22 protein-coding genes are annotated in these 19,739 nt (G+C 63.6%); 9 read left to right on the top strand and 13 right to left on the bottom strand.

The window, feature by feature from the left end:
* Positions 1 to 15 precede the first annotated feature (15 nt).
* The 3 genes from JR064_RS15405 to JR064_RS15395 form a co-directional block, all read right to left on the bottom strand.
* Complete coding sequence (locus tag JR064_RS15405; RefSeq protein ID WP_206230320.1) at positions 16 to 1,185, bottom strand: serine hydrolase domain-containing protein; 1,170 nt, start codon at positions 1,183 to 1,185, stop codon at positions 16 to 18.
* Positions 1,186 to 1,465: 280 nt separating this feature from the next.
* Positions 1,466 to 2,809 carry an XVIPCD domain-containing protein gene (locus JR064_RS15400; protein ID WP_206230319.1) on the bottom strand — a complete coding sequence of 448 codons (1,344 nt, stop codon included), beginning with the start codon at positions 2,807 to 2,809 and terminating at the stop codon, positions 1,466 to 1,468.
* Between the two features lie 11 nt (positions 2,810 to 2,820).
* Positions 2,821 to 3,450 carry a hypothetical protein gene (locus tag JR064_RS15395; protein ID WP_206230318.1) on the bottom strand — a complete coding sequence of 210 codons (630 nt, stop codon included), beginning with the start codon at positions 3,448 to 3,450 and terminating at the stop codon, positions 2,821 to 2,823.
* Between the two features lie 204 nt (positions 3,451 to 3,654).
* On the opposite strand from JR064_RS15395, the gene JR064_RS15390 reads away from it, so the two are divergent.
* Entirely contained in the window at positions 3,655 to 4,692 is a 1,038-nt protein-coding gene (locus tag JR064_RS15390) for an SMP-30/gluconolactonase/LRE family protein (protein ID WP_206230317.1), read from the top strand.
* Between the two features lie 64 nt (positions 4,693 to 4,756).
* Positions 4,757 to 5,245 (top strand): DMP19 family protein, encoded by a 489-nt coding sequence (locus JR064_RS15385; protein ID WP_206230316.1) that lies wholly within the window; start codon positions 4,757 to 4,759, stop codon positions 5,243 to 5,245.
* Positions 5,246 to 5,863: 618 nt separating this feature from the next.
* On the opposite strand, the gene JR064_RS15380 is transcribed toward JR064_RS15385, so the two are convergent.
* Positions 5,864 to 6,736, bottom strand: coding sequence for an aldo/keto reductase family oxidoreductase (locus JR064_RS15380; RefSeq protein WP_206230315.1), 873 nt, complete (start codon positions 6,734 to 6,736; stop codon positions 5,864 to 5,866).
* Between the two features lie 112 nt (positions 6,737 to 6,848).
* On the opposite strand from JR064_RS15380, the gene JR064_RS15375 reads away from it, so the two are divergent.
* Positions 6,849 to 7,745 carry a LysR family transcriptional regulator gene (locus tag JR064_RS15375; RefSeq protein WP_206230314.1) on the top strand — a complete coding sequence of 299 codons (897 nt, stop codon included), beginning with the start codon at positions 6,849 to 6,851 and terminating at the stop codon, positions 7,743 to 7,745.
* Between the two features lie 186 nt (positions 7,746 to 7,931).
* Here the strand turns inward: JR064_RS15375 and JR064_RS15370 are convergent, their stop codons facing one another.
* On the bottom strand, positions 7,932 to 8,495 hold the full coding sequence (locus tag JR064_RS15370) for a DUF6891 domain-containing protein (protein WP_206230313.1): 564 nt from the start codon (positions 8,493 to 8,495) through the stop codon (positions 7,932 to 7,934).
* A 208-nt stretch (positions 8,496 to 8,703) separates the two neighbouring features.
* Positions 8,704 to 9,141 carry a SymE family type I addiction module toxin gene (locus JR064_RS23135; RefSeq protein ID WP_241093100.1) on the bottom strand — a complete coding sequence of 146 codons (438 nt, stop codon included), beginning with the start codon at positions 9,139 to 9,141 and terminating at the stop codon, positions 8,704 to 8,706.
* Between the two features lie 577 nt (positions 9,142 to 9,718).
* Between JR064_RS23135 and JR064_RS15360 the strand changes: the two genes are divergently transcribed.
* The 4 genes from JR064_RS15360 (at position 9,719) to JR064_RS15345 (ending at position 11,553) form a co-directional block, all read left to right on the top strand.
* Positions 9,719 to 10,039, top strand: coding sequence for a DUF6968 family protein (locus tag JR064_RS15360; RefSeq protein WP_206230312.1), 321 nt, complete (start codon positions 9,719 to 9,721; stop codon positions 10,037 to 10,039).
* A 68-nt stretch (positions 10,040 to 10,107) separates the two neighbouring features.
* Positions 10,108 to 10,497 (top strand): hypothetical protein, encoded by a 390-nt coding sequence (locus JR064_RS15355; protein WP_206230311.1) that lies wholly within the window; start codon positions 10,108 to 10,110, stop codon positions 10,495 to 10,497.
* A gap of 68 nt (positions 10,498 to 10,565) precedes the next feature.
* Positions 10,566 to 11,057 carry a HEPN domain-containing protein gene (locus JR064_RS15350; RefSeq protein WP_206230310.1) on the top strand — a complete coding sequence of 164 codons (492 nt, stop codon included), beginning with the start codon at positions 10,566 to 10,568 and terminating at the stop codon, positions 11,055 to 11,057.
* A gap of 253 nt (positions 11,058 to 11,310) precedes the next feature.
* A complete protein-coding gene (locus JR064_RS15345) occupies positions 11,311 to 11,553 on the top strand; it encodes a hypothetical protein (protein ID WP_206230309.1) in 243 nt (80 codons plus the stop codon).
* 935 nt (positions 11,554 to 12,488) lie between these two features.
* Here JR064_RS15345 and JR064_RS15340 read toward each other — a convergent pair.
* Together JR064_RS15340 and JR064_RS15335 are read right to left on the bottom strand one after the other, a co-directional pair.
* Complete coding sequence (locus JR064_RS15340) at positions 12,489 to 12,968, bottom strand: hypothetical protein (protein WP_206230308.1); 480 nt, start codon at positions 12,966 to 12,968, stop codon at positions 12,489 to 12,491.
* A 466-nt stretch (positions 12,969 to 13,434) separates the two neighbouring features.
* Positions 13,435 to 14,364: a LysR family transcriptional regulator gene (locus JR064_RS15335; protein ID WP_206230307.1), complete on the bottom strand. Its 930-nt coding sequence runs from the start codon at positions 14,362 to 14,364 to the stop codon at positions 13,435 to 13,437.
* A 139-nt stretch (positions 14,365 to 14,503) separates the two neighbouring features.
* On the opposite strand from JR064_RS15335, the gene JR064_RS15330 reads away from it, so the two are divergent.
* The gene (locus JR064_RS15330) at positions 14,504 to 14,902 is read left to right on the top strand and encodes a RidA family protein (protein ID WP_206230306.1); all 399 of its coding nucleotides are present in this window, start codon (positions 14,504 to 14,506) and stop codon (positions 14,900 to 14,902) included.
* 192 nt (positions 14,903 to 15,094) lie between these two features.
* Positions 15,095 to 16,003 carry a DUF6624 domain-containing protein gene (locus tag JR064_RS15325; RefSeq protein WP_241093099.1) on the top strand — a complete coding sequence of 303 codons (909 nt, stop codon included), beginning with the start codon at positions 15,095 to 15,097 and terminating at the stop codon, positions 16,001 to 16,003.
* Between the two features lie 40 nt (positions 16,004 to 16,043).
* Here JR064_RS15325 and JR064_RS15320 read toward each other — a convergent pair whose 3' ends face one another.
* From JR064_RS15320 to JR064_RS15300, 5 genes are all read right to left on the bottom strand, one after another.
* The gene (locus JR064_RS15320) at positions 16,044 to 16,406 is read right to left on the bottom strand and encodes a VOC family protein (protein WP_206230305.1); all 363 of its coding nucleotides are present in this window, start codon (positions 16,404 to 16,406) and stop codon (positions 16,044 to 16,046) included.
* Positions 16,407 to 16,476: 70 nt separating this feature from the next.
* The gene (locus JR064_RS15315; protein ID WP_206230304.1) at positions 16,477 to 16,875 is read right to left on the bottom strand and encodes a hypothetical protein; all 399 of its coding nucleotides are present in this window, start codon (positions 16,873 to 16,875) and stop codon (positions 16,477 to 16,479) included.
* Positions 16,876 to 16,959: 84 nt separating this feature from the next.
* Positions 16,960 to 17,295 (bottom strand): hypothetical protein, encoded by a 336-nt coding sequence (locus JR064_RS15310; protein WP_206230303.1) that lies wholly within the window; start codon positions 17,293 to 17,295, stop codon positions 16,960 to 16,962.
* A 47-nt stretch (positions 17,296 to 17,342) separates the two neighbouring features.
* Positions 17,343 to 17,867, bottom strand: coding sequence for a carboxypeptidase-like regulatory domain-containing protein (locus JR064_RS15305; protein ID WP_206230302.1), 525 nt, complete (start codon positions 17,865 to 17,867; stop codon positions 17,343 to 17,345).
* Between the two features lie 60 nt (positions 17,868 to 17,927).
* Positions 17,928 to 19,391 carry a mannitol dehydrogenase family protein gene (locus tag JR064_RS15300; protein WP_206230301.1) on the bottom strand — a complete coding sequence of 488 codons (1,464 nt, stop codon included), beginning with the start codon at positions 19,389 to 19,391 and terminating at the stop codon, positions 17,928 to 17,930.
* Between the last annotated feature and the right edge of the window lie 348 nt (positions 19,392 to 19,739).

Genomic DNA, 19,739 nt, shown 5'->3' with positions numbered 1-19,739 from the left:
ATCGACAGACGCCGTTCAACGGACGAACTGCATGTCGCCGTACTCCCACGTCCACGGCGCACCGGTCTTGCCCATGGCGAAGTCGATCAGGGCCGGGAACGCGCGCTCGGCGCGCACGTCGTTCGACAGGATGACCACGCAGCGCTGGTAGCGCCTGGCGCAGACCAGCAGATTGCCGGTGCTGTCGTTGTGCCCGCCTTTCAGGAACGCGGCGCCTTGCGCTCCGCGGAACGCCACTACGCCCAGGCCCGCGGCGAGGTCGGCGCGCCGGCGCTCGGGCGGGAGTTCGTCCTGCAGCGTCGGGAACTGCGACGCGGTGGTGATCGCCAGCTGCGGCGCGGTCAGCATCGACGCGCCCCGCGGCGAAAGCCCCTTGCCCGCGAGATAGCCTGCCGCGAACTTGGCCATGTCGGCGATCGTCGTGTCCATCGAGCCTGCCGCGCGCACCGTGCCGCGTTCATCGTGCGGCTCCACGCTGCCGTCCGCGGTCCATCCATCGGCCAGGTTGGCGGCGAAGTCCGGCCGCCAGGTCATGCTGGTGCGCTGCATGCCGAAGCGGTCGAACACGCGGCGCTGCATTTCCTGACCCACGTCCAGACCCAGGCCGCGTTCGAGCACGAACTGCAGCAGGATCAGGCCTTCGCCGGAATAGGCGTAGCGGCTGCCGGGAGCGAAGTGGATGCGCAGCTTGCCGTCGGGCTCCACGAACGCGAAGTTGGCGAAGCCGGCGCTGTGGGTCAGCAGCATGCGCGCGGTCAACATGCGCCAGCGGGGATCGCCGGCGAGGTCCGCCCAGGGTCCGTATTTCGGGTCGGCCGGATAGTCGGGGAGCGGTTTGTCCAGGTAGTCGGCGATCGGGCGATCCAGGTCCAGCACGCCCTGCTCGGCCAGTTGCATCACCATGTAGGCGAACGCCATCTTGGTCAGCGATGCGCCATACATCACCGTGTCGGGCTGCAAGGGATCGCCAGCGGCGTTGCGCTTGCCATAGGCGCGCACGTGCACGACCCGCCCCTGGTCGATCACCGCCAGCGCGAGGCCGTTGGCATGCGTGGCGGCCAGCGCACGCGCCACTTGCGCATCCAGCGCGCTGGCGTTGGGCAACCGTGTCGGATGTGGCTCTGTTGCCAACGCAAGCAAGGGACACACGGCCAGCAGGGCGGCAGCATATCGGCGCAGACGCATGACCTCTTCCTCCCTAGTTCGTCATGGCTGCACGATAGGGCGGCAGGCGTCGCGCGGCAGCGCCATTAAGTCAGGGTGACTAGCGGGCTATGCGTACAACCCGCGGTGCAGGCGGCCGACGCCTTCTGGCCATGACCGCGAGGGAAAGCGACCGTCCGGCGACACGGTGCCGTTGTCGTCGCGGATGAGGCGAACGCAGGGGCCGCGCCACGGCGGCGGCCCCTGCCTGGCGCCGCGCGGCGAGAGATGGCGCGGCTCCGACGTGCAATACGGCTGCGGCTCAGCGCGTCAGGACCGGCGGCGACGTGGCCTGGGTCTGTGCCTGCGCTTGCGTGGCCTGTTCCTGCGCCTGCACCGTGCGCTGGGTCTGCGCCTGCTGCGCGGTCTGCTCCTGCAGCTGCTGGTAGGTCTCCTGCGCCGGCCGCGCGATCGCCTCACTGGTCGTCATGTGCGCGCGGTTGGCGTAGGGATCGGGCGACGCCGTGGCGCCGTCGCGGTACACGAACGCCAGCTCGCCGCCCTGGTGCGCGCCGGTGGGCCGGTTGAAGCCCACCGACAGCTGGTCGCGCTCGCTGAAACCGCTCTGCCTGGCCAGCAGGGTCAGGCTGGCGGTCATGCGTTCGCTGTTGTCGTCCCAGCCCTTGCCCAGCGCCTGCTCGGCCTGGGCCACACCGCTGCGCACCTTGTCGTGCAGCGCGCGGTCCGCGCCGGTCGGCTCGGCCGTAGGTGCGCCGGCACGCGGCGCCGGCGGCGTCGCGCCGGTATCGCGGAAACCGTTCGGGATCCACGCCGCCGGCACCTTGGCTTGGTCGATGCCCAACGCTTTCAGGTCGGCGCGCACTTCCGGCGGCGCACGCTTGGGATCGCGCAACTGCGCAGCATCCTCGGCCTCGGCGACCATGCCCAGGTCGCGCGCACCGTAGTTCTGCGGATAGCCGCGCGCGTCGTAGAACAGCTTGCCCATCGCCTCGACGTTCTTCGGCGCGTTCGCGTCGATCTTCAGGTCGTTGCCGAAGGTCAGCCCGTCCTTGGCCTTGTAGGTCGCCTTGGCGCCCTCGCCATCCTTGTCGATGTAGTTGGCCATCTCCGTGCTGGCGTTGTACAGGTCCTTCAGCGTCGCCTTGGGATTGCTGTGCTTGACGTAGTCGGCCAGCGTGTTGATCCCGGCGATCTCGTCCTTGGACTCGCGCGTGCGCTCCTCCGCGCCATGCGCCTTCAGTGCCGCGGTGTAGTCGTGCGGCGAAGGCGACCTGGCGATCTCGTCGATCTTGTCCTTGAACGCGGCATCGGACTTGTCGATCGCCGCCTTGTTGATCGCATGGCCGATCTCGTGGCCGAGGATGATCCGCGCGGTATTGGCCGAATCGTCGCGCGGCGCGTCCATCTTGGCGGTACGCAGCACGTCCATCGGCAACAGAATCTCGCCGGTACTCGGCCGGTACGCGCCGCCGCCGTCGCGCGGATGCGGCCCGAACCCGGACAGCTGCTTCTGCTCGATCGCCTGCTCCACCCGCGCCTTGAGCTCGGGCGTGTTGTCCAGCATCTTGCGCAGCGCCTGGCCTTCCTTGGCGTGCGCCGCCTCGAACGTATCCACCATCTTCTTCAGGTCATCGTCGGTCGCCATCACCCATCTCCTTATGCGGTGGCCAGGATCTGCAACAGCGACACGCAGGCCTGCGCATCATCCGCGCCGGCAGCGTGGCCGACGAACGCGTACACCACCACGGCGCCGCGTTCGAAATGCCAGCGGCCGGGGCTGCCCGGGCGCGGCGGCGCGATCCACTGCGCGGCGAAGCCGGCCTCGGTCAACGCCTGCTTGTACGCACCGAGCGGCTGCGTGCAGCGCGCCGGCGCAGCGGATGCCGGTGCGAAGGCGAAGTCCAGCCGCGACGGCAGCTCTCCATCGGCATCGGCGACCGACTCCAGCGCATAGCGCCCGCCGCCGGCGACCGGGCCCGACGCGCTGAACGCATGCGCGGTGTCGCCGGCCTCCACCTGCAGGCCCGCATGCGTGGCGACCTGCGCCGGGGTCAGGTCCTGCTTGCCGCCGATCGCCAGGATCAGCCGCACTACGCCTTGTGCCAGTTGCTCTGGCGTCATCTCCGACATGGCCCGCTCCTTTGTAGTGGGAATCGATGAAGGTGGGGGTTGCGCACCGGCGCAGGCGGCCAGCAGCGCCGCCGCCAGCAGCGTCGCGCCGCGCTGCACGAGCCGGCGCCCAGCGCGCGGCGGTGGGCGGATGTCGCCGGGGGAAACAGAGTCCATGGTGCGCCTCTCCTTTGAACGCCTGTCGCGCGTGTCCGCGGCCAGGCATGTTGCCGGCGATTGTAGCCATCGCGTCGGCGCGCTGCAGCCCGCACGGGCGCGCCACCGTGGCCGCGAGCATACGCAGCCGTGCGGGCGCGCGGAGGTGAAGAGCACGCGCCCGGCAGATGGCATCATCGCCCCACACCACCCAGGAATCCTCCGATGCGATTGCCGACCCGCGTCCTGCTCGCCGCCTCCGTGCTGGCGTTGCTCGCCTGCTGTGCGAAGAGCCAGCCGCCCGCGCCGCGCTTCCCCGTGATCGGCCATGTCACCGCGTTCGACCCCGCGTTCAGCGACACGGTGGCGGCGGACGCGCGCATCGAACGCATCGCCGAAGGCTTCACCTGGTCGGAAGGCCCGGCCTGGGTCCGCGACGGCGGCTACCTGCTGTTCAACGACGTTCCGCAGAACACCATGTACCGCTGGTCCGAGCGCGACGGCCTGTCGGTGTTCCTCAAGCCCTCCGGCTACGCCGGCCCGCCGCTGGACGCCTTGCGCGAGGCTGGCGCCAACGGCATGCACGCCGAGCCGTCCGGCAGCGTGCTGCTCGCCGATTCGGGTACGCGCGCCGTGGCCCGGCTCGATCCGGCCACGCGACGCAAGACGATCCTGGCCAGCGCCTACGACGGCCACCGCCTCAACAGCCCCAACGACCTGATCCAGCGCAGCGACGGCGTGGTGTTCTTCACCGACCCGCCGTACGGCCTGAAGGACGGGGACAACTCCCCGGTCAAGGAACTGCGCTTCAACGGCGTCTATCGCCTGGACACCGACGGCAGCGTGCACCTGCTCGACGACAGCCTGAGCCTGCCCAACGGCATCGCCCTGTCGCCCGACGAGCGCACCCTGTACGTGGCCAATTCCGATCCGGCGCGACCGATCTGGACCGCGTACACGCTCGACGCGCGCGGCGAAGTCACCGGCAAGCGCCTCTTCGCCGACGCGTCCGACATCGTCGGCGACGCCAACCCCGGCCTGCCGGACGGCATCGCCGTGGCCAGCGACGGCCGCCTGTTCGCCACCGGCCCCGGCGGCGTGCTGGTGTTCGCACCCGACGGCCGCCGCCTGGGCCGCATCGAAACCGGCGGCCCCGTCGCCAACTGCGCCTTCGGCGACGACGGCCGCACGCTGTACATGACCTCGCACAAGATTTTGGCGCGGGTGCGGGTGAAGGCGACGGGGCTCGGTTTTGCGCCGTAGCTGACCGACGGGTTCCGCCCGTCCATTCAAGCCGCCTCGGGCGGCCAATGCGGACATTGGGTCTATGGAAATCATGCGATTCGCGGATGCAGTAGAGCTGGATGAACCCGCATATGCGGTCTTCAAGGCTGCGCTCGGCGTAGTCTTCGACAAGGGCGACGGCGTTACGGAGCATATCGATCGCCTCTCTCCTGAAGCGCGGCTTGTCTACTTGCTGTGGTGCTTCGACGGAGAGATCCACAATGGTGGCTTCGACCAGCTTTTCACGAACTCGCTGGGCAACCATTGCCTCGAGATCCTTGGCCACTTGCAGACCATCGGCGCGGGCAAGTCCCACGACCTTCTGTCCAAAGCAGTTTCGTGGTTTCCGAACTCAACGCCGTCCAGAGATCGCCAGGTCAGGTGGTCGCAACGTGAGTCCTTTTCCGACACGCCTGAGTACGAGGCGGAGCTGGACAGGCTGGATGCGGAGTTCTACAAGTACGAGGACAATCTGGGTTCACTGCTGAACTCGTATGTGGCCGAGCACCCCAATGCGTCGATCAGAGCCTGATCCGCTCCAACGTTCGGCCTCTTGGGACGCATTCGATGGCTCGCCTTGGTGCCCATTTCGTCCTGTCGGACGAAGATGTTGCCGTTCTTCTATCTGAGCAATGTAACGAAGAACGTCTGGCCGTCGTTCAAGAGGAAATCAAGGGCGCCACTTCGAGCTGCCCAGAACCTACATTCCCTTCTCCCACCGGGACCATGGCCCCTTTTCGAGGGGAAGGTGGCGCGCAGCGCAGAATGAGGGTACGTCCGCCCGAGGCATTTGCACGGCGCGCCAAGCTGCTTCTTTCACGGCCCGCGTCCGCGGTGGATGCTCTTCAATCCAACGATTTCCGCCACCGTAATGTCTGCCGCTTCGTTCGTCGCGGCTGAAGCCGCTCCTACAGGAAGAATTCGAACCGACTTGAATTTACCGAACGTCTACCTGCTTGGAGGAGTGAGAGATAGCGTTGTTGCGAAAGGCCTGCTGATTTGCGTTGAACTTTTCAGCCATACGCCATAGGATCCAGATCTAAGTGGACAGGAAGTTCCCGGTCGGCGTCATAGCCTCGGTGCGATCACCGGGGCTTTTCGCTTTCTGGCGGACGGAGACTTTGGCCAAAGTCTCCGTCAAACGCCAGCTTCAGCCGCCTTGCCCGATGCGATCCAACGCAGCCAGCACCTCCGGCGACAACGACAGCTCCGCCGCCGCCAGGTTCTCCCGCAGATGCGCAACCGACGAGGTGCCCGGGATCAGCAGGATGTTCGGCGCGCGCGCCAGCAGCCAGGCCAGCGCCACCTGCATCGGCGTGGCGCCGAGTTCCTGCGCGATCGACGACAGCGCGTCGGACTGCAGCGGGCTGAAGCCGCCGAGCGGGAAGAACGGCACATAGGCGATACCGTCGCGGCCTAGCGCATCGATCAGCACATCGTCGGCGCGGTGCGCCAGGTTGTAGTGGTTCTGCACGCAGACCACCTTGGCGATGCCCCGCGCTTCCTGCACCTGCGTGGCCGTGGCGTTGCTGATGCCCAGATGCCGGATCAGCCCGCGCTGCTGCAGCTCCGCGAGCGCGCTGAACTGCGCCTCGATCGAGCCTTCGCTGGGCTTGTACACATCCAGCATCACCCGCAGGTTGACCACGTCCAACACATCCACGCCGAGGTTGCGCAGATTGTCGTGCACCGCCTGGGTCAGCTCGGCGGGGCTCTGCGCCACCTGCCACGACGCGTCGTCGCCGCGCACGGCGCCGACCTTGGTGACGATGGTCAGCTGCTGCGGGTACGGATGCAGCGCCTCGCGGATCAGCTGGTTGGTGATGTGCGGCCCGTAGAAGTCGCTGGTGTCGATGTGGTCCACGCCGGAGGCCACCGCCTCGCGCAGCACCGCCAGCGCGGCGTCGCGGTCCTTGGGCGGCCCGAACACGCCCGGTCCGGCCAGCTGCATCGCGCCGTAGCCGATGCGGGTCACGCGGCGGTCGCCGAGGGAAAAGGTGCCAGCTGTCGAAAGCTTGCTCATGACTGCCTCCAGAAGGGGTGGGCCGAAGCCCGGGTGAGGCCTGCACTGTAGGCCGCGCGCCGATGCGCGATAATCCGGTCGAATCGGCACGGGCTGTGCGGGATCTCGAACAATGACCACGGACCTGCAAGACCTTTTCGCCTTCCTGGCGGTACTGCGCGGCGGCGGCTTTCGCGAAGGCGCGCGGCTCAGCGGCAGCTCCGCCTCCAGCCTGAGCGAGGCCGTGCGGCGCCTGGAAGCCCGCCTCGGCGTGCGCCTGTTCAACCGCACCACCCGCAGCGTGCTGCCCACCGAGGCCGGCGCGCGCCTCGCCGAACGCCTGATCCCCGCCCTCGGCGAAGTGGAAGCGGCGCTGGACGTGGTCAACGGCTTCCGCGACCGCCCCAGCGGCACCCTGCGCCTCAACGTGCCGGGCGCCGCCGCGCGCCTGGTGCTGCCGGCGATCGTCACCCCGTTCCTGAAGGCCTATCCGGAGATCAGGCTGGAGGTGATCGTGGAAGACAGCTTCGTCGACATGCTGGCGGCCGGCTGCGATGCCGGCATCCGCTACGACGAGCGGCTGGAGCAAGACATGATCGCCGTGCCGATCGGCCCGCGCGTGCAGCGCTTCGCCACCGCCGCGGCGCCCGAGTACCTCGCCGTGCACGGCCACCCGCAACACCCCCGCGACCTGCTCGCGCACGCCTGCCTGCGCGGCCAGTTCGCCAGCGGCGCCATACCGGCCTGGGAATTCGAACGCGACGGCGAGGTCGTGCTGGTCGAACCGACCGGCCCGTTGTTGGTGCGCCTGGGCGCCGCCGTAGACCTGGCCATCGACGCCGCGGTCGGCGGCCTGGGCGTGATCCACCTGTTCGAAGACTGGCTGCGCCCGCACCTGGACAGTGGCGCGCTCGAGCCGGTGCTGGAACCGTGGTGGCAGAGTTTCAGCGGCCCGTTCCTGTACTACCCCGGGCGCCGCCATCTGCCCGCCCCGCTGCGCGCGTTCGTGGATTTCATTCGGACGCCGTGAGTGCGGTGCAGGGGAGACGCCACGACGCCGCTCCGGCATTCGGAATACATCGCTAACCGCTGCTCCCCGCTCCCTGCTCCCTGTAGGAGCGGCTTCAGCCGCGACCCGCCACACCGACAACGCCCAGCGCGCCAGCCGGAGGCGCGCCATCTGCACCGCCCCCACCACTTGCAAGAAAACTCCCAACTACTCCCGAAACCGCCGCAACCAAACAAACCCAGGCACCGCGATCCGCATCTTCGACGTCCCATCCCACGCCAGCACAAACCCCGCATCCACCAACGCCGCAGCGACCTGCCGCCCGACCGCAAGATCCGCATCCGCCCCACCCTGCAAATCCCCGAACGCGATCAACAACCCGCCGCCGTCCACCGCGCACTCCACATCCTGCCCGTGGTAGAAACAATAGCCGCGGTACTCGCCCTCCGGCGCCTCCGCCACCGCCTCGGTCACCTCGGTGTGGCCATCGGACATCGTGTAGCCGGCATTGGCCAGCGCGCAGATGCCCGCATCGTGCAGCTGCTCGAACACCGCATCCAGACGATCGCAATCGGTTAGCACAGGCCAACCGTGCTCAGCCTGCTGCTTGGCCTGCCACTGGCTGCCGACCGCGGCACGCAGCATCGGTTCGTCGCAATCGTCTTCCAGAATGTCGTCGAGCATCTCCTCGCGGATCTCGGACTCAGAGTAGTAGCCGGACCAGACCCACTTCCGGATCGAATCGAGGACATACGCATCGGTGTCGTTCACGCTCGCTCCTTTGGAGGCCAGGCACTTGCCTGGCGCGCACGGTAGCAGGGCGACGTTTCGATCTTGGAAACGCCGAGTGAATCTAAGGATCGAGGCCAGCGCTATCGAAGCAAAAGCCGGCCACCGACACCACGCCAGTCGCCACCTCACGCGACGCTGGCGTGGCTATGGCAGCGCACGCCACACGGACGTGCGCACACCAATGACATCAGACCTTGGCTCGCAGCGGAGGCGAAGCGGCGCGCGTTGCGCGCGCCTTCTTCTTCCCCGCAGCCTGCGCCGATGGCACGACCGCAGCCGGCACGCGACTGATCAACAACACCCCGCGCCCCACCGTCACCCGCAACGCATCGCCCACCGCAAAACCGTACTGCTCCAGCCAGCGCCCGGACAGGCGCAGCTTGGGCACGGCACAGCCGACGACATCCTCGGCGCGGCGCACGTCGTAGTGCTGGTAACTCATCGTGCAGCGCTCGGGCACGCGGAAGCGTAGGCGCGACGCGGTAGGTGTGGCGAATGGGGAGGCATCGGCGGTCGCGGGGTGCTCAGCGGCCTGCGTGTCGGCTGATCGAGCGCTGCGCTTGGGTGTACGCGACGCGGATGCAGCCTTGGGGGGAATGAAGGTGGTTCTGTTGAAACGATGCATGTCGGACTCCTCGGTTGGATTGGAGTCCACCTCCACGCTGTCAACCGAGGTGGCGGACGGTACGCGGTTGACAGACCGGACCGAGGACCGGCAGACCTTGCGGTCTCCGCGCACCGCCCGCCAGAAAGCAGGCACGTTCCCATCGCCATGCAGGCACAAAAAAAGCGCCGGCATCGACGATGGGCGCTGTGCGCCTCGGTCGTTCGAGCTGTCAAACTCGGCTGCGGGATTTGCCGCAACGGACTAATCATGCGGCTGAGTCTTAAATCCTGTCAATAGATGTCCCTCCATCCTTTCAAAAAGCTTGCTAGTAAGAACACGGCCGGCCACAACGAATCGGATGTCTACCATCCGAATCGCAAGAGTCCTTGCGACCGTCGAATTATGCTGATAGCGTCACACTAATCGGCTTTCACGGGAAGGACACCATGATTAGGCACGGGGTTTACACACCTACTTCGTGGAAATCTGTTGGTGTGATAAGGCCGCTATTGCAGCTAGGCCTAGCGGAAGCGAGGATAGACACCTCGTTTACAACCCAGACTGTCGTCGAATAGTAGTTAGGCGGCACCACACAATGACAGCACTTATAGCAGAGCGAATTTTTGATGGAGTTGATCCTCACGGTAAGCGAATCAAGTTCTTGTTCTCACTTGAGGCGCCAGAGAAGATCGACGATGAATCGTGGGGATGCCAGGTTAAGATGGTCGGATTTGGCGATAAGCCACATCAGGTTGTAGGACAGGATTCATGGCAGGCGCTGAGCTTGGCCTTTGCGTTGGCGGAGCAACTTCTTACTTACTTCGTTCAAGATGGCGGCAAGCTATTCTGGGAGGACAGCGATGAGCCTATGCTCGTTAAGGACGTCGTCTCCAGATTCCATGGCAATGCCGCCTAACAATTCGTTCAAGCCAAGCCCAAATCGTGCCGTCTTAACTCAGGCGTTAGACCCCATAAGGAAAGTCAATGGCAGCCACCGTACTCGCGGCAGTAGCAACATCAATGCAACTTGTCTCGCGCCTCAGAGAGATAAACAAGAACATTGAGAACGCAGAGTTCAGCAATGCGCTTGCCGATCTCGGTTTGGAGCTCGCAAAGCTTAAATCTGAGCTGGCCAGTGTCTTGGACGAGAACACAGACCTCAAAATGCAGTTGGCCGTCAAGCAATCTACGCCTGTCCTTGAGTTCAAAAATGGCGCGTACTTCAAGCAAGACGGTGAAGGTCCGTTTTGCTCCGGCTGCTACGACAATTCGCGTAAAACAATCCGCTTGGCTCCAGTACCCACAACGTTCAAAGATTTGGCTAGCCATATGTGCCCGGTATGCCAGAGTACGTATGGTGGCAGTGGGGTCTAACAATTCATTCAAGCCGAACTGAACTGTCTCCACCAGTCGACTTAATTCAGGCGTTAGACCGCACAGACATGTCCTCTCTAGCTGAAGCAGCAACAAATCTTGCGAAAGCGTACGAGTGGGCTGCTTACAAGCTCTTGGATGATTTTGATTTCAGCAACACCAAGAAGACCAAATCCGGCATGGTTCATCTGGCTACACTCGGGCCGATTGTTGGCGCAGTAGTACTGACATCGCTGAGCATAGAAGTTGCACTTAAGGCCTTGCTACTCAAGCATCATGGGAAAGCTTTACGTACGCATGATCACGTTAAGCTCTTCAATGCCCTGCCAACTGACGTAAGGCGCAACCTTGAGCAGCGGTACGCGCGGATTGCTAAAACGAGGAACAAGAGCAGCGGTGGCAATCAGACCGTAGAAATCGCCGAGGTTTTCGCTGCTACCAAGGATGTATTTACTAGCTGGCGCTACGCATATGAACCAACAGAACTGGCTCGCAATATTGATATCAGCACAGCGGCATGTGCCTCTCGCGTCATCTCAGATGAGGCAGGTGCAATTTAAAAATTCATTCGGAACAACGGGGCCAGAGTAAATGTCTATTTCAAACACATATTTTTTCCTCTGATCCCTTTGTTCTAGTATTTGAACAATCGCGCGGGGAGCGATGGAACTCAAAGAATTCGTCGCCGAAGCTCTTCTAATGTCTTGCTATTGGGTCTAGTGTTGGCTACACCTAGAGAAAGTCTCATTCGAGCCTTTCCCGCTTCGCCGGTAGACCCATTTCAGACCTTCTGGCCAATCATGGAGCATCCTCATGCAAGAGATTGAACTTCGCACTTTCCGCCATAGAGATCAGGACTTCACTCTGAAACTCTCACAGACGGAGAATGGCTACTCCGTAGTTGCATTTCTTGGTGAGTGCCAAATTAGTCCCGCGTATAGCGTCGACTTCATCACGCACATGGATTACTTTATGCAGCACAAGCAGCGCCTGACCGAGAATCTTTTCGGCATTGCTCAAGCGGACATTGAGCGCGGCATATATTTTCGCTCTTAATTAATAATTCCATACGACACCTTCGGCGCGGCTTAACTCAAGCATTAGCTTATAAGGGAATTTTCATGAGCGGACAACTAACTCCTAGCAACCCTACTCTTCCCGCGCTGCCGGATACTGCAAGTAATAGGGTCAGGTTCACTTAATAAGCAAACCTGACCCGTTATTATTGATTACAATCCAAACTGTAGCCGAATAGTAGCTTCTGGCCAAAAGGATTCTCATGAACTGGCAACCAATAGCGACAATCGCGGCTCCGATCGTTGCGTTCTGGATTGGCTTCATTGCGAATCGATACCTAGAGAGGCGACCAAAGCTCGTGTCTTTTATGTCGCATTCTGCTGCCGTACCGGTCCGACCTCAAAATGGTCAAATGTTCAACGTTCATACTCACACAGTGGTTGTCCGCAACTCCGGAAAGGCCGCAGCAACAAATGTGAGACTGTCGCATGCAACACTCCCGCAAGACTTCTCGGTATTTCCATCGGTGCCTTTCACGGTAGAGCACCTACAAAATGGGAGCGCGGATATAGCTTTTCCAAAGCTTGTTTCCTACGAACAAGTATCAATAATATATATTTACTATCCACCACTCTTGTTTAGCCAAATCAATACCTCATGCAAGTCGGACGAGGGCTTTGCTAAGATCGTCAACGTCCTGTGGAATCCGCAGCCTCCGGCATGGCGTAGATACCTTAGCGCCACCCTCATTGCAATCGGTGTAGTCGCCATATTCGTAGCACTAGTAAGGCTGGCGGCGTACTCATGGGGCTTGGCAGTTGCCTCCTAACAATTCACTCAAGATAATAGGGTCAGGTACACTTAAGAAGTCAGCCTGACCCCGTTACCGCTTCTAAATAGAGCGGATCCAACAATGGGGCCAGAGGAAATATTCAGCTCAAGCGATATTCCCCGACCCCATTTCCCGTTATCGGCTATTCCACACGATTGAAATGGTTCGTCGTTATCTCCGGCTTGCCGTTGATGTTCAGCCAGACAACGGTTTCGAGCATCGTCTTGCCGTCCGCGGCCACAGTGTAAGTGCGTGTGGTGCGCGGCATTCCCTTCAGGTAGAACGCTGCAACCATGACGTTCGGCGTCGGCAGCGCCACCGCCGTGGTATCGACCGTCGGATATCCCTTGCTTGGCGCAGCGGTTCCATTGAGCGGATAGGTCGCGGTGGCATGGATTTTATTTCCTTCGCGACCAACGACGTCGGTATCCGTCCGCCACTTACCGTCGCCTGCCTCGCTGTACGTCATCGTCACACTTTTCGGTCGCATCTCAAGTGGAGCCTGCACGCTTTCGACATCGAGCACCCATTTGCCGAGCAATGGAGACTTAGGCGATTGGGCGAGCATTGGCGCACTGTAAGCGAGGCACGCGATCAGCAGCATTGCAAGAGGCTTCTTCATATGAACTCTCCATGGACTGACGAACATTTCAGCGTGACGTTTCATCGCGATTCCCCGATGCATCGGACACCTCCTGGAATTGGAATCCGATGGAGGGGGTTGTCGCACTTGGCTTGATCGTAGAATCCTTAGACTTCACAGGATCAGCCAATGCCAAATCTTAGGACAGAACTCTACTGCAGCGAAGTTTGCGAAAACACGATGATCGTTCGGTCTTTCGGGAAATGTCCCGAATGCAACCAAATTTGGAACATGCAAGGTACTGGCGATCAGAGGCACTACCGCAACAACGCCTGGATGCTGTGTGACACATGTTCTAGAGCGCAGGGCCGCTGTGTCGTTTGCGGATCAGACGTTCGCCCCGCCCCTTAGTGCACGCTTTCCTCCCGCTGTCGCACCAGGCAACGTAGGCCATACGAGTACCCGGCCCGTTGTCGTTCCCTTCGCCGCTCGACTGCGAGCCGTCTCACTCTTTCGACGGAGGCCGCACAGGCGCATGCACCGCCATCAGCGCCGCGATCCATTCGATGAACACGCGCAACTTGGCGCTTACATGGCGGCTGGGTGGAAACGCGACGTACAGCGGCATCGGCTCCAGCCGCCAGTCGGCGAACACCGGCACCAGCTCGCCACTGGCCACATGCGGCCCGGACATGTAGTCCGGCAGCCACAGCACACCCATGCCCGCCAATCCGGCGGCGAGATAGGCATTGCCGTCGTCCACCGCCAGCACATGGCGGCCTTGCACGTTCAGCCGCTCGCCGTCGCGCTGCATGGCATAGGCCATGACCTTCCTGCCGCGACTGGAGCCGGTGAAGCCGACGATGCGATGGTGCGTGTCTTCCAGTTCGCGCGGATGCGCCGGCATGCCGGCGCGATCCAGATAGGCCGGGGCGGCGAACACGCCGGCCTGCAGCTCGCCGATGCGCCGGGCGCTCAGCGATTGCTCGTTGGGGACACCGCCGCGCACCACGCAGTCCACGTTCTCGCCGATCAGATCCACGTGGCGGTCGCTGACCCCCAGATCGAGCTGGATCTCCGGGTAGCGCGCGTGGAACGCCGGTAGCGCCGGCACCAGGATCAGGCGCGCCAACGGGCTGGGCACATCCACCCGCAGCCGGCCGCGTGGCGCGGCGGCCGCGCCGGACAAGCTGGTTTCGGCATCGTCCAGATCCGCCAGCAGCTGGATCACGCGCTCGTAGAACGCCGCGCCATCGGCCGTCGCGGCGACCTTGCGCGTGGTGCGATTGAGCAACTTCACGCGCAGGCGTGCTTCCAGCTGCTGCACCGCTTGGGTGACGCTGGCCTTGCCGACGCGCAAGGTCTCCGCCGCCTTGGTGAAGCTGCCGGTTTCGACCACCCGCGCGAAGGCCAGCATCGCCTCGAACCGATCCATCCGTGCTCCAGTGTGGTTGGGATTGTTCGGATTCTACAAACAGTGATGCAGCGAGGCGCCGGTTTATCCACCGGCATCCTGCGCGTACCGTCTTGCCCTTGTCATGACTGGCCCGCGCGGGCCGAGGAAGAGAAGACAGATGGCCACACGCGACGTTGTTTTCCCGCCCGGGCGACAGGCCCTGTACGAGCGCAACCGCTATTCGCCGGCGGTGCGGGCCAACGGCCTGCTGTTCGTGTCCGGACAGGTCGGCAGCCGCGAGGACGGCTCGCCCGAGCCGGACCTGGAAGCGCAGGTGCGGCTGGCGTTCGACAACCTCAACGCCATCCTCGCCGCGGCAGGTTGCACATTCGATGACGTGGTCGATGTCACCTTCTTCCTGGTCGACCCCGAGACGACGCTCGACACGGTCTGGGCCGTCCTGCCCTCGTACTGGGGCGAGGCCCCCTACCCGACCGTAACCGCCATCGGCGTGACCTGGCTGTACGGGTTCCAGTTCGAGATCAAGGTGATCGCGACATTGCCCGAGGCACTGTAGCGACGCGTCGTATTGGGCGCACGAGGAAAGATTTTTTTCAATCGCGTACTCCCTCTGATGCAGCTGTTGCGATCCCTGTGGTCGCCTTCTTCACCATCGCACCGCTTGGCCTATGCCATGGAAGAACGGTTGATGTAAGGTCTCATCCCAATGGCGCCCGCAAGCATGGGCGATGGGAAGCATGGGATTCGCATGAAACATGGCTATGTGCTTTTTGCCTCGCTGCTTGTCGCCGGCATCGCTACGGCCCATGCCGCTGACACCCCAAACCTTGCCGCGGCCTTCCAGGCCTACGACGCGAAAGACTACGGGAAGTGTGCCGACACCCTGGCCGCGATCGACCAAACAACTGAAGGGCTGCCGAGTGGCGCGGATCTCTTCTACATCGAGTGCTTGTCCGCTGCCGGAAGAACGGATGCCGCGTTTGCTGTCCTCGACACGCAGCTGCCCCAGGGGCGAATCGATGTGGAGGATCTGAAGCACAAGGACCGTCCAGGCCTCGACAAACTCCGCACCACTCCAGGTTGGGAAACGATGCTAGCCAAGGCCGAGCGGCTCGATGCCGCACGCCAGGCGCGTATCGACCAGCCGCTGCGGCGGGAGTTGCTGGCACGCGTGGAGAAGGATCAGGCCGTAAGGCAGCAGGCCGTTGCTGACGGCAACACTGCCGAAGCGTGGGAGCGGACGGTGCCGGTAGACCGAGACAACACCGCGTGGTTGAAGAAGGTGGTGGCGGAGAAAGGATGGCCTACCAAGTCGATGGTCGGCGAAGACGGCTCCAAGGCCGCCTTCCTGATCGCCCAGCACGCCACGCTCGACCCTACCTTCCAGGAGCAGGTTCTGGCGCAGATGCAGGCAGCGCTCGAACAGAAGGAGACCGACCCTGCCGATTTCGCGCTGCTCAAGGATCGCGTCCTGTTACACCAAGGCAAGCCGCAACTCTATGGAACCCAGTTCGGAACAGATCCGGACGGAACGATGTTCCTGGACACCACCCAGGACCTCGACGGCCTGGATGCACGTCGCCAGGCGATGGGGCTGCCGCCGATCGCCGACTACAAGAAAACCCTGTCCGAGCTCTATCACGCGAAGGTGCGGTGAACTGCTTGGCGCGCAACCGAGACAGCCACGCCGAGTGTCCTCACCCCTCGGCCGGCCACTCGCGAAAGTTCACGCACACCGTGGTCTTGTCCAGCATCGCGAACTCGCGCGAGCCCCATGGCCTGAGCGCGACGGTGTTGCAATTCGGGTGTAGTAGATGCGGCACGCGTGCGGACATTTCCGCGAAGATCGCATCGACATCATCGGTCTCGATGCTGAGCTCCGGACGGTCCTTCGCCGCCCACTCGGGGTTCTCGACCAGATAGGCCTTGGCGCCGTCGCGGGCGACGACGGCCATCGTCGCGTCCTTGTAGAGGACGGCAAAGCCCAGGCCATCGACGAAGAAGTCGAGTCCGTCCTGCAGGCGGTCGTAGAAGATCTTCGGAATGAGGTTCTTGAACATTAGGGTCTCCTGCGTTGGAAGCCTGCTGGCGGCCAGAGCTAAGGTAACACCGAGAAGAGCCGGGTCTTGCTCACAACTCCGTGGCATCCTCCGCAAGCGCCCACTCCTTCATGTCCGGGATCACCTGCCCCGCCACGAACGCGAACACGTCTTCATAGCTGGCGACGACGATGTTCCAGGTGCGAGGCGATGGCGTGGGGCTGTCGGCGAACACGGGATGAAAGTAGACGACGGTGTCGCTGATGCGGCCATCGACCACCAGCAACCCGGCGAAGTCGTCGCGGTCCTGGCGCCTGGCGAAGGTGAAGACGTCGCCACCGCTGACATCCTCGCGGGCGAATGCGCGCGACGCGAACGCCAGCTCCGACGCTTCGGTGATGAAGTGCCAGGGGGTGAAGCTGGTCAGGTCCTGCGCAAGGAACCAGCGCAGTGCGTTGGGCCAGGCGGGATCGATTTTCGAACGTTCCATGCGCTTCCAAAGTACGTGATGCTCGACACAGCGAAATCCGACGGACGGTGTAACACGCTGTCGGATATCTGCCCGCTCGGCAAGTCAGGCGACCACCTCATCGACGAAGACGAACTGCGGTGGCGGAAGTTCCCGGCATAGCAGGCGATACCCCTCCTGCGCGGCGCGCATGAAGCGTTTGCGTTCTTCGTCTGTCCAAGCCTTGCTGGAATCCGATGGCGATGCCCAGTCGATCGACATGTCGAACCATGTGATCAAATGCGTCAGGTGGCGCTTAGTGTCCTCCGACAGCGGCAACTCCCGATGCTCGATTGGATAGCCGTATCGCGCGCGGGCGGCATCGTTCTTCGCCCAGAGGCAAATGCCGCTGCCGGCATCGAAGGCGAACCCGATTCGTATGTCATGGCGTCTTGGAAACACCCATGCTCGCTACCGCTGCGGCGAAACAGCACCGCTTGGACGACATGTCAAAGGCAACTGCGCGCCAGTTCAGCATACTGTTCCTGCGAGAGTTTGCTTGTCGTCACGGTGCTTGTGACGGAAGTTCCTACAGGCGCAAGTCTAACGCTTGCTTCATAGCTGCCAGGTGTTGGCTTGACCACCACAGGCTTGTAACCGGGTGCCGACACGCCAAACTCGAATGGCAATGCATCCGGACCGCCAAGTTGGAAGCAGCCAGATGCTGCCGAGCGCGTTTCGTAGCCATAGAGGCTTACGGCGGCATCGGCGATGGGCTGATCGGTAATGGCGTCCTTTGTGGCGCCAGCGATATAGGCCGCGGGATGGCATGCCACCAAGTGGCAGCAACCCGCAAGCATCGCCGGCAAACCCATAGCAGCGGCCAAGCGAAATTTCATCATCGACCAGCCAAATGGCTGACATCGCGCGGCCCAACTCAACCCTTCCAGCAACTGGCGCGGCATGGTCACTTCACGAATTGCGATGCTAGTCCCCGGATCTTCCACGCTTTCTGGCGTTGGAGGAATACCCACCCGACTCCGTGAGCGCGGTCGGCGTTGATTGGAGACGAGGCGAGCGGCGCGCTTCGGCAGCTACTTCGGCTCGAGAGCGCGCTGTACTCCAGCAGCGTTGCCATCGCCGAGCGCGGCATAGGCACTTCGCAAGGCCCGGACAAAACGCACATCTCCCGATAGCGGGGCAAATACTGCTTCCAGTGCAAGGAACGCATCGATGTCATGGCCCGCATCGCCAGTCGCACCACGTCCGATCTCGGTCAGCACCTCGCTCATTGGATCCACCAACGCCACACCGTCGCGCGCCTGCCGCCGCACGAACTGCATCCACGCTGCGATCGGCAGGCACAGGCGGTCGATACGGCGGCCGGCGGCCAGGGCGTCGGCGATGGTGCCGAGCAGGCGCACCGGGAGTTTCTGTGAGCCGTCCCAGGCGATCTGCGCCAGGCGGTGGGCGATGGCGGGGTTGCGGAAGCGGGCGAGGATGGCGCCGGTGTAGTGCTGCGGGTCGAAGCCGGGCATCGGCTGTAGCGTCGGCGCGATGTCTTCGCGCATCAGGGTTTCGACGAAGGCGGCCAGCTGCGGGTGGCGCATGGCGTCGGCGACGGTATCCAGGCCGAGCAGGGAGCCTAGGTAGGCCAGCGCGGAGTGCGGGCCGTTGAGCAGGCGCAGCTTGGCGCGGTCGAAGCCGGCGATGTCGTCGCTCAGGGTGACGCCGGCGCGCTCGAAGGCGGGGCGGCCGTTACAGAAATTGTCTTCGATCACCCATTGGCTGTAGCGCTCGCGCTGGATCGGCCAGGCGTCGTGGCAACCGAGTTGCGCGGCGACGCGGTCGCGCAGGGCGTCGTCGCTGGCCGGGGTGATGCTGTCGACCATCGAGCGCGGGAACGCGGCTTCGGTCTCGATCCAGGCGGCCAGTGCGGGGTCGATGGTGTGGGCGAACTGCAGGACGGCGCGGCGCAGCTTGCCGCCGTTGTCGGGCAGGTTGTCGCAGCTGAGCACGGTGTACGGCGCCAGGCCCAGGCGCAGACGTTCGCGCAGGCCGGCGACGAGGTAGCCGATGGCGCTGCGCGGGGCGTGCGGGGCGGCGAGGTCGTGGACGATGTCCGGATGGGCGAAGTCGAGCTGTTCGCCGGCCAGGCAGTAGCCTTTCTCGGTGACGGTGAGGGTGACCAGGCGCACCGCGGGGTCGGCCAGGCGGGCGAGGACGGCGGGCTGTTCGTCCTGCGCGCAGAGCACTTCGCGGATGGCGCCGATGATGCGCAGCTCGGGGGGTTCGTCGAGCAGGGCTAGGGTGTAGAGGCCGTCCTGTGGGCGCAATGCGTCGCGGACCTGCGGGCTGTACAGGGAGACGGCGCTGATCGCCCAGTCCGGTTCGTCGGCGAGCAGGTCGTCGAGATAGACCGCCTGGTGGGCGCGGTGGAAGGCGCCGGCGCCGAGGTGGACGATGCCGATGCGGACGCGGTCCAAGGCGTAGGTTGGGCGCGCGATGGCCGGCGGCAGGTTGGGGAGCTTGGCGGCGGTGAGGCGTGGTTCGGTCACGGGATTTCCATGGGGGAGGCGTTCGGTCTGAGGCTTGGTCGGTAAGGCTGTCGGGACTGAAGTCCCTCCCACAGTGGAGCTGAGGCGAGCTGGTGGTTGGTCGGTGAGGCGGTCGCGGCTGAAGCCGCTCCTACAGGAGAGTTGAGGCGGGCTGGTGATTGGTCGGTCAGGCGGTCGCGGCTGAAGCCGCTCCTACAGGGGAGTTGAGGCGGGCTGGTGATTGGTCGGTGAGGCGGTCGCGGCTGAAGCCGCTCCTACAGGGGAGTTGAGGCGGGCTGGTGGTTGGTCGGTGAGGCGGTCGCGGCTGAAGCCGCTCCTACAGGGGATTTGAGGCGGGCTGGTGATTGG

This window comes from Xanthomonas bonasiae, assembly GCF_017163705.1.
In the GTDB taxonomy this organism is placed as follows: Bacteria; Pseudomonadota; Gammaproteobacteria; order Xanthomonadales; family Xanthomonadaceae; genus Xanthomonas_A; species Xanthomonas_A bonasiae.
The sequence above is the reverse complement of the archived record's forward strand: the minus strand, read 5'-3'. Positions and strand labels throughout refer to the sequence as shown.

What these genes read in the sequence shown, in the direction of transcription:
- JR064_RS15405 (WP_206230320.1), bottom strand. Translation starts at nt 1,185, where the DNA reads ATGCGTCTGCGCCGATATGCTGCCGCCCTGCTGGCCGTGTGTCCCTTG.
- JR064_RS15400 (WP_206230319.1), bottom strand. Translation starts at nt 2,809, where the DNA reads ATGGCGACCGACGATGACCTGAAGAAGATGGTGGATACGTTCGAGGCG.
- JR064_RS15395 (WP_206230318.1), bottom strand. Translation starts at nt 3,450, where the DNA reads ATGGACTCTGTTTCCCCCGGCGACATCCGCCCACCGCCGCGCGCTGGG.
- JR064_RS15390 (WP_206230317.1), top strand. Translation starts at nt 3,655, where the DNA reads ATGCGATTGCCGACCCGCGTCCTGCTCGCCGCCTCCGTGCTGGCGTTG.
- JR064_RS15385 (WP_206230316.1), top strand. Translation starts at nt 4,757, where the DNA reads ATGGAAATCATGCGATTCGCGGATGCAGTAGAGCTGGATGAACCCGCA.
- JR064_RS15380 (WP_206230315.1), bottom strand. Translation starts at nt 6,736, where the DNA reads ATGAGCAAGCTTTCGACAGCTGGCACCTTTTCCCTCGGCGACCGCCGC.
- JR064_RS15375 (WP_206230314.1), top strand. Translation starts at nt 6,849, where the DNA reads ATGACCACGGACCTGCAAGACCTTTTCGCCTTCCTGGCGGTACTGCGC.
- JR064_RS23135 (WP_241093100.1), bottom strand. Translation starts at nt 9,141, where the DNA reads ATGCATCGTTTCAACAGAACCACCTTCATTCCCCCCAAGGCTGCATCC.
- JR064_RS15360 (WP_206230312.1), top strand. Translation starts at nt 9,719, where the DNA reads ATGACAGCACTTATAGCAGAGCGAATTTTTGATGGAGTTGATCCTCAC.
- JR064_RS15355 (WP_206230311.1), top strand. Translation starts at nt 10,108, where the DNA reads ATGGCAGCCACCGTACTCGCGGCAGTAGCAACATCAATGCAACTTGTC.
- JR064_RS15350 (WP_206230310.1), top strand. Translation starts at nt 10,566, where the DNA reads ATGTCCTCTCTAGCTGAAGCAGCAACAAATCTTGCGAAAGCGTACGAG.
- JR064_RS15345 (WP_206230309.1), top strand. Translation starts at nt 11,311, where the DNA reads ATGCAAGAGATTGAACTTCGCACTTTCCGCCATAGAGATCAGGACTTC.
- JR064_RS15340 (WP_206230308.1), bottom strand. Translation starts at nt 12,968, where the DNA reads ATGAAGAAGCCTCTTGCAATGCTGCTGATCGCGTGCCTCGCTTACAGT.
- JR064_RS15335 (WP_206230307.1), bottom strand. Translation starts at nt 14,364, where the DNA reads ATGGATCGGTTCGAGGCGATGCTGGCCTTCGCGCGGGTGGTCGAAACC.
- JR064_RS15330 (WP_206230306.1), top strand. Translation starts at nt 14,504, where the DNA reads ATGGCCACACGCGACGTTGTTTTCCCGCCCGGGCGACAGGCCCTGTAC.
- JR064_RS15325 (WP_241093099.1), top strand. Translation starts at nt 15,095, where the DNA reads ATGAAACATGGCTATGTGCTTTTTGCCTCGCTGCTTGTCGCCGGCATC.
- JR064_RS15320 (WP_206230305.1), bottom strand. Translation starts at nt 16,406, where the DNA reads ATGTTCAAGAACCTCATTCCGAAGATCTTCTACGACCGCCTGCAGGAC.
- JR064_RS15315 (WP_206230304.1), bottom strand. Translation starts at nt 16,875, where the DNA reads ATGGAACGTTCGAAAATCGATCCCGCCTGGCCCAACGCACTGCGCTGG.